Below are 12,012 nucleotides of genomic sequence, written 5' to 3' on the forward strand. Positions count from 1 at the left end.
TGGTTGCTACTAAAGCCGTTGGCTGAGTAACAGTCGCTGATACGTTTGCTGTACATCCGTTAGCACTGGTAATCACTCCGGTATAAATTCCTGCCAACAAATTGTTTAGCGTGAAAGTAGTTGCTCCATTAGACCATAAAATGGTATAAGGCGAAGTTCCACCGGTTACTGTAGCCGTTACACTTCCGTTGGTTCCCGCAAAACAAGATACGTTGGTTTGTGTAGTGGTTGCTACTAAAGCCGTTGGCTGAGTAACAGTCGCTGATACGTTTGCTGTACATCCGTTAGCACTGGTAATCACTCCGGTATAAATTCCTGCCAACAAATTGTTTAGCGTGAAAGTAGTTGCTCCGTTAGACCATAAAATGGTATAAGGTGAAGTTCCACCGGTTACTGTAGCCGTTACACTTCCGTTGGTTCCTGCAAAACAAGATACATTGGTTTGTGTAGTTGAAGCTACTAAAGCCGTTGGCTGAGTAACAGTCGCTGATACGTTTGCAGTACATCCGTTAGCACTTGTAATCACTCCTGTATACGTTCCTGCCAACAAATTGTTTAGCGTGAAAGTAGTCGCTCCGTTAGACCATAAAATGGTATAAGGCGAAGTTCCACCGGTTACTGTAGCCGTTACACTTCCGTTGTTTCCTGCAAAACAAGATACGTTGGTTTGTGTAGTGGTTGCTACTAAAGCCGTTGGCTGAGTAACAGTCGCTGATACGTTTGCAGTACATCCGTTAGCACTGGTAATCACTCCGGTATAAATTCCTGCCAACAAATTGTTTAGCGTGAAAGTAGTCGCTCCGTTAGACCATAAAATGGTATAAGGCGAAGTTCCTCCGGTTACTGTAGCCGTTACACTTCCGTTGGTTCCTGCAAAACAAGATACATTGGTTTGTGTAGTGGTTGCTACTAAAGTTGGAGCTGTAACTATCGTTACTGTGCCAAAATTTTGACATCCATTCGCATCGGTAACTGTATAGGTATAAGTTCCTGCCAACAAATTGTTTAGCGTGAAAGTAGTTGCTCCATTAGACCACAAAATAGTATAAGGAGTCGTTCCTCCAGTAGTTGTTACTGTTACTTGAGCATCATTTCCGGCACAAGTGGCAGGAGTTACAACATAAGTACTTGTCAAAACAGGTACTGAAAGAATCAATACTGATCCGGTAGTAGTACATCCGTTAAAGTCGGTTACCGTGTAGGAATAAGTTCCACCGGTTAAACCGAAAATAGAAAAAGTAGTACTTCCATTAGCCCATAAAATAGTATAAGGCGCTGTTCCACCAACAGGTGTTACCGTAATAGTACCATTATCTCCGGTACAACAGGTAGCATTGGCACGAACATAAGTACTCGACAATAATGATGTTGGTCCCGTAATAGTTTCAGAAATATTTACAGTACATCCGGTAGCGTCAGTTACAACAGCTGTATAAGTTCCTGCTAACAAATTATTTAGCGTAAAACTAGTACTTGCATTAGCCCATAAAATAGTGTAAGGAGCCGTTCCGTTTGAGGCAGTTACTGTAATTGAACCATTGGTAGCTCCTATACAAGAACCATTTGTAACAACAGTCGAAACTTGTAAAAGCCCTATATTTTCAATGGTCACTGAGGTAGTCGCCTGACATCCATTGGCATCTGTAACTACTGCAGTATAGGTTCCGGCAGCTAAATTAGCCAGCGTAAAATCAGTACTGCCATTCGACCATAAAATGGTATAAGGTGCAGTTCCGCCAGCAGCTGTAACCGTTGCTGTTCCTGTTGGAACTTCGCAAGATACATTTGTACTAACAGTTGTCAAAGTCAAAGCGCTATCTGATTGCGTAATCACAATCGATGGATCAGTTGAACCTGAATTTCCGGCACTGTCATTAACTGTCACTATATAACTTCCTGCGGCCAAACCGGTAAAGGTATAAGACGGGCTGTCTGTTGTTAAAACCAATACGTTATTTAAAAAATAAGAATAAGGAGCAGTTGCTCCTGAAGTAGTCATGGTTATTGTTCCTGTATTTTGGCCAAAACACAACACATTGGTAGAAGTGATAACAAAATCAACACGCCCACAATTAGCAGGAACAGTAATAATTACCGAGCCGTTGGTTTGACATCCATTCACATCTGTAACAGTATAAGTATACGTTCCCGAAGCCAAACCGTCAAGGGTAAAAGCTGTACTTCCGTTAGACCATAAAATAGTATATGGAGAAGTTCCAGCTGTAGCTGTTACTGTTACAGTACCATCATTATCATCACAACTAGCAGCGGTTTCCACAAATGTACTTGTCAAAGTCGACACTGTATTAATAAGAACCGATGCATTAGTCTGACAACCGTTTGCATCTGTAACGACTGCAGTATAATTTCCGGCAGCTAAATTAGCCAGTGTAAAATCGGTACTGCCATTCGACCACAAAATGGTATATGGTGCAGTCCCACCAGCAGCGGTAACCGTTGCCGTTCCGGTAGTCCCTTCGCATGATACAGTTGTACTAACAGTAGTCAAAGTTAAAGCACTATCAGATTGCGTAATCACAATCGCCGGGTCGCTCGAAGCCGAATTTCCTGCACTGTCATTAACAGTCACTACATAACTTCCTGCGGCCAAACCGGTAAAGGTATAAGACGGGCTGTCTGTTGTTAATACCAATACATTATTCAAAAAATAAGAATAAGGAGCTGTTCCTTCTGAAGTAGTCAATGTTATTGTTCCGGTATTTTGACCGAAGCATAACACATTAGTAAAGGTAGCAGCAAAATCAAATCGAATACAATTTGGACAAGTTTGACAGTCTAAAAAACCGTTATCTATTGTTCCATTATCAAAGTTTTCATTGATAGCACTTGCCGCAGCATTTACTTGAGAAAAAGAGTAACTGGTATCTGTACCTCCAATTATAGCATTAGCTAAAACCAAAAAATCACTGACAGTCATTCCCTGAAAAGGACCACTGACAATTGATAAATCTCCTAATAAGATTGTATTGGATCCAAAATTAGCATCATAGGCATCAAAACCTACATTCAATGTCAGGGCAACTAACTGGCCGGCCAATACATTTTTATAGGTATGCCCCGGATCTACTAAAGCTCCTGCGTCTAAAGCCCTAGCAGTAGTGCCTGATGGTAAAAATTTATTAACCGCCTCTGAGGAAGTTAAAGTAATCGAATTGGTTTCGTTACCAATTCTAATTCCATCAGGAAAGGCTGCATCGAAATTAGCATCTCGATAACAGCCAGCATTGCCGCCATGGCATTGGGTTCCCCATCCGCCCTGTGTAAAGGTTGTGAATCCCTGACAAACTTGAGCTGAATTTTGAAAAACCCCAAAAAACATACTTATAAATAAGCAGTAAATTAATTTTGTTTTCATAATTAAACATTTAATATTAGCAAAATATTGACTATCAATATTTTTATTCGCAAGCTCTTTTTCAATGAAAAAATGATATTTCTTCGTTCAAATACATCATAAATTCGTTAATCAACACGTTTTGGAAAAACCGGTAATTCGGTTCACTTTGGACAAGCTTTTAAGAGGATTACTTGACAAAATTATAGCGATAGTCTTTTAGAATTATTGGAAAGTTTATCATAATTCACACTTTATAAAATATTGTATATCAATTAATTACATTTATAAAAATCTGTGAATTATGCAATTATAATGTCTTTTTATGTAATAGTTGTTACATAAAATTAAACCACCTTTGCAAATGACTATTTTAACGATAGCCTAAACAATCTTAAATAAAAACAAATGAATCTTAAACGAATTTTTGGAGCCATACTCACTGTACTTGGAATCGCGAGTCTTATCTATGCCGCGCAAATGTTTATGACTGCCAGTGGAACTGAAAAAGATATCAAATCGCTTATTATATATGGTGTATTAGGGATAATCTTTTTTGTTTCCGGTATAAGCTTGGTAAAGACCACTAAAGACGAGTCATAGTAAAACACTACTCTATTGGTCTTAAGCAAGTAAACTCAAAAAAAAAAAAAACATAATCCGATTAAATGATGACAACCATTTTAAAGTGACTACCTTTAACAAATATTATTTCATGATTACATCATTTTGTGAAATTCTTATTTAACAAATATTTATTTAAACAGAAATCATGGACATCATAGAACTCGAAAAATCGAAATCACATATCATCGTTGAAATCATTCAATATATACCGAATGCGGTGGTTAGTAAAACCATCATCAGGAAAACTACAGGCAATATAACCGCGTCATCCTTTGATGCCGGAGAAGAACTTCAGGAAAAAACATCGCCCTATGATAATTATATTCAAATTATTGACGGCGCTGCAGAAATTACGATAAAAGACCTTAAACACAGACTTATCTTGGGAGAAGGAATCATTATTCCGGCGCATGCCCGACATAGTTTTAACGCCAACGAACAATTCAAAATGATCTCAACCATTATTAAAAGTGGTTATGAAGATTAGAGAATAAGTTTTATTTAGCAGATAAAGCATCATTTTTTATTAAAGCATAACCTCAGTTAATGTATCAGTACAGTAAAGTACTTTAAAAAATGACCGCCAAAAATGAAGCTATACATCAAATATATGGTCAGTTTGCGTTGCAAAATGCTAGTCAAAGAAGAATTGAAAAGTCTGGGATTGCATTATACAACCGTTGAACTTGGTGTGGTTGAAATCCTGGAAGACATTACCAACGAAAAACGCGAAAAACTAAAAGCAGCACTATTAGAATCAGGTCTTGAATTGATGGATGACAAAAAAGCTATGCTTATCGAAAAGATAAAAATTGTCATTACCGAAATGATCCATTACAATGAAGAATTACCCAAAGTAAATTACTCCGAATACATCAGTAAAATAATGGGTTACGATTATACTTATTTGGCCAACATATTTTCTGAAGTCAAAGGAGTCACCATCGAACATTATATCATTGCCCACAAAATAGAAAAAGTAAAAGAACTGCTTCTTTATGACGAACTCAATCTTACCGAGATATCATACAGAATGAACTATAGCAGTGTTTCTCATTTATCTACTCAGTTTAAAAAAGTAACCGGACTCACTCCTACCTTTTTTAAAAACCTTCAAGCAAAAAAGCGCAACTCGCTCGACAATCTGTGAATTATGCCATTTAATTCCATTATTATACAACTATGATTCGTTTTAAAAACAAATCTTTGCGTAACTGTATAAACAACTCATTTTGAAACTCTATATTAAATACATGGTCAGCAATCGCTGTAAAATAGTGGTAAAAGACGAACTAAAAAAATTAGGTCTGCATTTTATCATTGTTGATTTGGGCGTGGTTGACATTATGGAAAGCATTACTGAGGAAAAAAGAAACTTGTTAAAAGCCAATTTGCTGGAATCAGGTTTAGAACTCATGGATGACAAAAGAGCCATCCTTATTGAAAAAGTAAAAAATATCATTATCCAAATGATTCACTACACCGAAAAACCCATTAAAGTGAACTTATCGGAGTATCTGAGTGAAAAACTAAATCAAAACTATAACTATCTCGCCAACTTGTTTTCTGAAGTGCAAGGCACAACCATAGAGCAATTTATGATTTTGCACAAAGTGGAACGCATCAAGGAATTAATCATTTACGACGAACTCAATATTACTGAAATCGCCTGGAAAATGAATTACAGCAGTGTAGCCCATTTGTCAACACAATTCAAAAAAGTGACTGGCTTATCGCCTTCGCATTTCAAATCATTAAAAGATAAGAGACGTAACCCGATTGAAGAACTGGGAAACTTATCTTAATTACAAAATAGAGTATATGAGCCAGCCCCAAACCCCTGAAAATGCGAAAAATAAATCCAATGATTTATTTTTTGACATGTTTGAAAACAGCGCTATCGGAATGGTTTTCATCGATACTAAAACATCCATGTTTCAGTATGCCAATAAAACTTTTCTGAAATGCTTTGGCTATGCCAAAAATGAAATCATTGGAAAAACTACCACCGAATTAGGCATTATCAATCCTGAATTTCGGGAGAAAATGACTTTGCAAATTAAAGATCAGGGAACAATCAATACGATAGAAATTATCCTGAAAAATAAGAAAGGCGTACCGTTTTGGTTTTTAGTTTCCATTCAGGCCATGAAATATCACGAAAATGATTGTTCGCTCATATCGTTTATCGACATCACCAAACAAAAGAAAACTACAGCCGAATTGGTTATAGCCAATAAAGAACTGGCTTTTCAGAATGAAGAAAAAGAAAAACGCGCTGCCGAATTGCTGATTGCCAATATTGAGCTTGAACACCAAAATAAAATCAAAGAAAAACGCGCAGACGAATTGGTTATTGCCAATAAAGAACTCGAGTTTCAAACCGGAGAAAAGCAAAACCGTGCAAACGAGTTGGTCATCGCCGATATAGAATTAAATTTTCAGAACAAAGAAAAAGAAAAGCGAGTTTTTGAAAACCAAGAACTCGAAGCCTATAACTACTCCTTGAAATTAGCTTCTCAATATTCATTAAGCCTAATAGAAGCCAGTCGCGATCCATTATTTACCATTAGTCCGCAAGGCAAAATCACCGATACCAACCAGGCTTCAGTTCGGGTAACCGGCGTATCAAAAGAAGAATTGATTGGTTCTGACTTCTTTAATTATTTTACAGAACCAAAACAAGCCAAGAAAATTTATGAGGAAGTTTTTGAAAAAGGATTCGTAATCGATTATCCTTTAGTCATCACCGACGGCGAATTGGTTCATGTGCTGTTCAACGGTTCTGTCTATAAAGACCAAAACGACAATGTAATTGGTGCGGTTGTAGTAGCCAGAGACATCACCGAACAAAGAAAGGCAGAGAAAGATTTAATCGAAGCCAAAATATTTGCTGAACTCGCTTCATCTATTGCAGAGGAAGCCAAAATCATAGCGGAATCAGCAACCATAAAAGCAAATGAAGCAGTAAAATCAAAGCAGCAGTTTTTGTCCAATATGAGTCACGAAATCCGAACACCTATGAATGCCATCATCGGATTTACCAAAGTGGTGCTCAAAACCGAACTAACGGCAAAACAAAAAGAATACCTGACAGCCATTAAAATGAGTGGCGATGCCTTAATTGTACTCATCAATGACATACTTGATTTGGCCAAAGTAGATGCCGGAAAAATGACTTTTGAAAAAACACCTTTCAAACTGAAACTGTCTATCAAAGCCATGCTGCACCTGTTTGAAACCAAAATCCAGGAAAAAAACTTAAAATTGGTAACGCATTATGATTCCACCATTCCAGAAGTTTTAGTTGGTGATCCGGTGCGTTTGCACCAAATCATTCTTAATTTAGTCAGCAATGCCGTGAAGTTTACCAGCATTGGGAAAATCACCGTCAGTGTCAAAATGGTTTCCGAAACCGACGATAATGTAGCTATAGAATTTTCTATTAACGATACCGGAATCGGTATCAATGACACCAAAACCGAAACCATCTTCGAAAACTTCCAACAGGCTACCAGCGGCACCTCTAGAATATTTGGCGGCACCGGTTTAGGATTGGCCATCGTCAAACAATTGGTTGAAGCACAAAATGGAACTATTAATGTGGAAAGTACTCTTGGCCAAGGTTCTACCTTTAGTTTTGTGCTCTATTTTGATAAAACCAATGCCGAAGCCGTTTTAGAACCTGAAATTACCGAAATAGGTACCGAAATGAAAGACACCAAAATTCTGGTCGTAGAAGACATGGAACTCAACCAACTGTTGATGAAAACAGTTTTAGATGACTTTGGTTTTGAATGTGAAATTGCAGCCAATGGTAAAATCGCCATAGAGAAACTCGAGAAAAACACCTATGATATCATTCTGATGGATTTGCAAATGCCCGAAATGAATGGTTTTGAAACTACAGAATACATCAGAAAAACATTAAAACTAAAACTTCCGATTATAGCACTGACTGCCGACGTCACCACGGTTGATGTGGCCAAATGCAAAGCCGTAGGAATGAACGACTATATTTCAAAACCGGTTGACGAACGTTTATTGTACAGTAAATTGATCAGCTTTATCCAAAAACCGGTGGCCATAATTGAAAACAAAACAGTGGGTAACAAACAAACCCAAACCGTCAAATATGTCGATTTGGGCTATTTGACAAAACTCACCAAAGCCAATCCTACCCTAATGACCGAAATGATTAATGTGTATATCAAACAAACGCCACCATTAATTGCCTTAATGAAACAAAGTTTTCGGGACAAGGATTGGTCCTTACTAAAAGCAACTGCCCATAAAATTATTCCGTCTTTGGCCATCATGGGCATTCATCCGGAATTTACCGAATTGGCACAAAAAATTCAGGACTATGCCGATAAATTAGACCTTTCTGCAGAGCTGAATGATCTCGTGGAACAATTGGAAAAGGTCTGTAATCAGTCGCTTGTCGAATTAAAAACTGAATTGATTAACATAAAAAAATAAGCCATGAAAATTGAAAATAAAATCAAACTCTTTTTAGTAGATGATGATGCTGTATTCTTAAAGTCGATGGAAATTCAATTTCTGGAGCATGCGGATTTTGACATTGAAACATTCGCTACAGGAGAATTATGCCTTGAGAGTTTAGAAAAAAAACCCGATGTCATTGTCCTGGATTACCATCTTGACGGCGTGGTTAAAAATGCCATCAACGGGATGGAAACTTTAGATAGAATTAAAGAGAGCAATGGCGGAATTCCGGTCATCATGCTTTCGAGCCAGGACCGTATTGATGTTGCCGTCACTTGCATGCACCATAAGGCTTTTGATTATGTCGTGAAAAGTGAAACCGCTTTTATCCGTTTGCAGAAAGTTATCTCCACTATTTTCAAATACCAAAAAATGGAAAAAGAACTCAGCTGGTATATGGACCGAATGTAAATCATATCATTGATAAAGTGTGAATTATAAAAAAAAACAAAACAATAATATAACACGCTTACAGCCAATTCCTTGCAAATTTGTATTCATAATATAGTGTGTTAAAGCTGTATTATAGTTAACCAATATAAAAGGCAATATGGCAACTACAGTAAACAAAATCGGCATTTGGATGGATCATTCCATTGCGTATCTGATGGAACACTCTAACAATCCGTTCGAAATTAAAACCATTGAATCTGATTTCACCCAACAGGAAAAAATAAACAGCCTGTTAGAAGGCGAAGCTAATTTACACTCCAAAGAACAACAGCTTCAATCCAAGTACTACAAAAAGTTGATGGCTGTAGTAAAAAAATATAACGAAGTCATTCTTTTTGGTCCAACAGATGCTAAAGAAAGACTCTACAACGTGATTTCATCTGACAATCGTTTTGAAAACATCAATATCCAGATAAAGCAAACCGATAAAATGACTGCCAAGCAAAAGCATGATTTTGTCAAGGATTTTTTTGCTAATAAATAATCTAAAACTGAAAGGAAGATGAAGAATAGAGTTTCTAATTATTTAATCAAGGTTTCCCACAACCAGATCAAAAGTATCACAGACAGAAAGGATTTTGCTGAAAATGTAGCCTTATGTGAGAAATCAATGATTGAGTTAAAAGAAATCTATTGGCACGAAAAAGAACTTTTGATTGCCATTCCAATGCTAATCAGTAATGCAACCACTTTTGAATTAGTTGAAATGTTAACCGTTCATATCATTTACCTCAGAAAACACATACAACAATTGGAGCGAAAATTTCCTTTCATCAGCGAATTGGATAATCCGGAAAGATAATATAAAACATAATCAGAAAAACACCTTTGCGATTTCATAAAATATTTCAAAAATACCACTATGCATCGACGCAAAAAAGTTTGTTTTGGTTGGTTTAAATGAATGCGAAATCATTTGTTTAGAATCCTGTTGCAGCCATGCAACAGGATTTTTTTAATCCAAAATCTGTGAATAACACAAACTATAATAATAGTTGTATAACTCCTTAGCCAACTTTGTGATTGACCTTTGCTTCAAATAATTTAAACAATAGAGATATGAAAAAATTACTACTATTATGCATTTGCCTGGCATCAACATTTGCCACAAAAGCACAAACCGAGGACAAGAAATGGAACTTCGGACTTCATGGCGGATTAATCCAGTACCATGGTGATCTGGGCAGAGATTGGTACAAAACCGATAAAACAGCTTATGGTTTTGCCGGCATAACAGTATCCAGGTATTTATGGAAATATTTGGATTTGAATTTTCTATATACCCGAGGAACCTTAGGTTATGATAGTGGCGTGACCGGTTTTAAAAGCGATTACAGTTCTGCCTCGATTAATTTAAGATTAAACCTTATCGGACCTGAATTTGCCGTTAGACCTTATGTATTTGGCGGTTGGGGCGGTATTCTTTTTGACAGACAGCTCAATTTCCACAAAGAAAAAATCGATACTACTTTTCCGGTAGCGGGTGGTGGTATTAACTTCAGGCTTACTCCTGTCATCTCACTTAATCTTCAGGAAACTTTTATGTTTACCAATAATGACCGTAGAGATGGAGCTGTTGCCGGTAAAAAAGATGATTTCTTAATGCACATGGCTGGTTTGACTTTCAATTTTGGAGATAAAAAAGACGCCGACAAAGATGGTGTTTCTGATGGCAATGACAAATGTCCTGATACACCGGCTGGAGTAACCGTTGATAAAAAAGGTTGCCCTGTGGATAAAGACGGTGACGGTGTTGCCGATTACTTAGACACTTGTCCGGATGTAGCCGGAATTGTGTTATTGAATGGTTGTCCGGATAAAGACAATGATGGTGTAACCGATTTAAGTGACCGTTGCCCTGATACTAAAGGAACAGTAGCCTTAAAAGGTTGCCCTGATGCCGATGGTGATGGTGTAGCCGATTTGGATGATAAATGTCCTGACTCTCCTGCAGGAAGTAAAGTAGATGCCAATGGTTGTCCGATGGATGATGATAAAGATGGTGTGATGAATGACGTTGACCGTTGTCCAAATGCTTTTGGCCCGGCCAGTTTAAAAGGCTGTCCTGATACTGATGGTGATGGTGTCGCTGATTTAGATGACCGTTGTCCGAATACTAAAGGTACTTTTGAAAACAAAGGTTGCCCGGAAATAGCCAAACAGGATGCGGTAAGAATCACTTATATCGGAAGCAAGATTTTCTTTGAAAACGGCAGTGATAAATTGAAAGTAGCTTCTTTGTCTTTATTAGATGAATTGGTAAAAATTCTAAACAAATACGAAGCAGCCAACCTTTTTATTGATGGTCACACGGATTACAATGGTTCAGAAGAATTCAATCAGGTATTGTCACAAAAACGTACCAATTCGGTAAGAGCGTATTTAATCAGCAAAGGGATTTCTGATAGCAGAGTGACCGCTACCGGATATGGTGAAACCAAACCAATTGCCGACAACAAAACCGCTTTAGGCCGTGCCAAAAACAGAAGAGTTGAGTTGAGAACATCATACTAAATAAACTTTTTAGTTCTACTATTTTAAAGGCTGCCTCCAACAGGGCGGCCTTTTTTAAACATAACCTGTTGAAATACAAACCAATGAAAGTGTGAATAATATAACTAATAGCAAGATTAATATAACAAACTTCCGGTCTAATTGAAGGAAATTTATAACTATAAAAAAAATCCTTTTGCTAACCAAAATAGAAAAGGGAATTAACTAATTCTTAAAAACATACATCATGAAAACAATGTCAAAAATTAGAATGGCTGTATTACTGGTAACACTGGCGATAACAGCTCCAGTCTTTTCAAATAATGGCCCAAATGAAAAAGCACCAATCACCAATACTGCAGAAGAAAAAGCTAAAGTAGACGCAATGGTAAAACGAATTAAAGAAATCAGGGATATGGATAAATCTGATCTCACCAGAGCCGAAAGAAAAGCACTTCGCAAAGAAGTTAAAGAAATTAAAACCGTTCTTAAAGACGGCGGCAATCGTGGCGTTTATCTTTCTGTAGGCGCTATTATCATCATTATCTTATTATTGATTTTAATCTTATAAATTG

General features: G+C 37.2%; 11 protein-coding genes. 10 read left to right on the forward strand and 1 reads right to left on the reverse strand.

Going from position 1 to position 12,012, the window contains the following annotated elements:
* Positions 1–3,376 (reverse strand): beta strand repeat-containing protein (locus P1K33_RS10515; RefSeq protein ID WP_284652927.1); only part of this gene is annotated, 3,376 nt, incomplete at its 3' end.
* A 387-nt stretch (positions 3,377–3,763) separates the two neighbouring features.
* Between P1K33_RS10515 and P1K33_RS10520 the strand changes: the two genes are divergently transcribed.
* The 10 genes from P1K33_RS10520 to P1K33_RS10565 all read left to right on the forward strand — a co-directional run bounded on the left by P1K33_RS10520 (position 3,764) and on the right by P1K33_RS10565 (position 12,008).
* Positions 3,764–3,958, forward strand: coding sequence for a hypothetical protein (locus P1K33_RS10520; RefSeq protein WP_284652928.1), 195 nt, complete (start codon positions 3,764–3,766; stop codon positions 3,956–3,958).
* Between the two features lie 169 nt (positions 3,959–4,127).
* Positions 4,128–4,469: a cupin domain-containing protein gene (locus tag P1K33_RS10525; RefSeq protein WP_284652929.1), complete on the forward strand. Its 342-nt coding sequence runs from the start codon at positions 4,128–4,130 to the stop codon at positions 4,467–4,469.
* Positions 4,470–4,571: 102 nt separating this feature from the next.
* Complete coding sequence (locus P1K33_RS10530; protein ID WP_284652930.1) at positions 4,572–5,132, forward strand: helix-turn-helix domain-containing protein; 561 nt, start codon at positions 4,572–4,574, stop codon at positions 5,130–5,132.
* A gap of 82 nt (positions 5,133–5,214) precedes the next feature.
* Positions 5,215–5,787: a helix-turn-helix domain-containing protein gene (locus P1K33_RS10535; RefSeq protein ID WP_372508226.1), complete on the forward strand. Its 573-nt coding sequence runs from the start codon at positions 5,215–5,217 to the stop codon at positions 5,785–5,787.
* Positions 5,788–5,803: 16 nt separating this feature from the next.
* Positions 5,804–8,464: a PAS domain-containing hybrid sensor histidine kinase/response regulator gene (locus P1K33_RS10540; RefSeq protein WP_284652931.1), complete on the forward strand. Its 2,661-nt coding sequence runs from the start codon at positions 5,804–5,806 to the stop codon at positions 8,462–8,464.
* A gap of 3 nt (positions 8,465–8,467) precedes the next feature.
* On the forward strand, positions 8,468–8,902 hold the full coding sequence (locus P1K33_RS10545) for a response regulator (protein WP_284652932.1): 435 nt from the start codon (positions 8,468–8,470) through the stop codon (positions 8,900–8,902).
* A 139-nt stretch (positions 8,903–9,041) separates the two neighbouring features.
* Complete coding sequence (locus P1K33_RS10550) at positions 9,042–9,428, forward strand: hypothetical protein (protein ID WP_284652933.1); 387 nt, start codon at positions 9,042–9,044, stop codon at positions 9,426–9,428.
* An 18-nt stretch (positions 9,429–9,446) separates the two neighbouring features.
* Positions 9,447–9,746: a ferritin family protein gene (locus tag P1K33_RS10555; protein WP_284652935.1), complete on the forward strand. Its 300-nt coding sequence runs from the start codon at positions 9,447–9,449 to the stop codon at positions 9,744–9,746.
* A gap of 257 nt (positions 9,747–10,003) precedes the next feature.
* On the forward strand, positions 10,004–11,458 hold the full coding sequence (locus P1K33_RS10560; protein ID WP_284652936.1) for an OmpA family protein: 1,455 nt from the start codon (positions 10,004–10,006) through the stop codon (positions 11,456–11,458).
* A gap of 226 nt (positions 11,459–11,684) precedes the next feature.
* The gene (locus P1K33_RS10565; RefSeq protein ID WP_284652937.1) at positions 11,685–12,008 is read left to right on the forward strand and encodes a hypothetical protein; all 324 of its coding nucleotides are present in this window, start codon (positions 11,685–11,687) and stop codon (positions 12,006–12,008) included.
* Positions 12,009–12,012 lie beyond the last annotated feature (4 nt).

This window comes from Flavobacterium terrisoli (assembly GCF_030167905.1).
GTDB classification, from domain to species: Bacteria; Bacteroidota; Bacteroidia; order Flavobacteriales; family Flavobacteriaceae; genus Flavobacterium; species Flavobacterium terrisoli.

Coding starts and splice junctions, on each gene's coding strand:
- P1K33_RS10520 (WP_284652928.1), top strand. CDS start 3,764: ATGAATCTTAAACGAATTTTTGGAGCCATACTCACTGTACTTGGAATC.
- P1K33_RS10525 (WP_284652929.1), top strand. CDS start 4,128: ATGGACATCATAGAACTCGAAAAATCGAAATCACATATCATCGTTGAA.
- P1K33_RS10530 (WP_284652930.1), top strand. CDS start 4,572: ATGAAGCTATACATCAAATATATGGTCAGTTTGCGTTGCAAAATGCTA.
- P1K33_RS10540 (WP_284652931.1), top strand. CDS start 5,804: ATGAGCCAGCCCCAAACCCCTGAAAATGCGAAAAATAAATCCAATGAT.
- P1K33_RS10545 (WP_284652932.1), top strand. CDS start 8,468: ATGAAAATTGAAAATAAAATCAAACTCTTTTTAGTAGATGATGATGCT.
- P1K33_RS10550 (WP_284652933.1), top strand. CDS start 9,042: ATGGCAACTACAGTAAACAAAATCGGCATTTGGATGGATCATTCCATT.
- P1K33_RS10555 (WP_284652935.1), top strand. CDS start 9,447: ATGAAGAATAGAGTTTCTAATTATTTAATCAAGGTTTCCCACAACCAG.
- P1K33_RS10560 (WP_284652936.1), top strand. CDS start 10,004: ATGAAAAAATTACTACTATTATGCATTTGCCTGGCATCAACATTTGCC.
- P1K33_RS10565 (WP_284652937.1), top strand. CDS start 11,685: ATGAAAACAATGTCAAAAATTAGAATGGCTGTATTACTGGTAACACTG.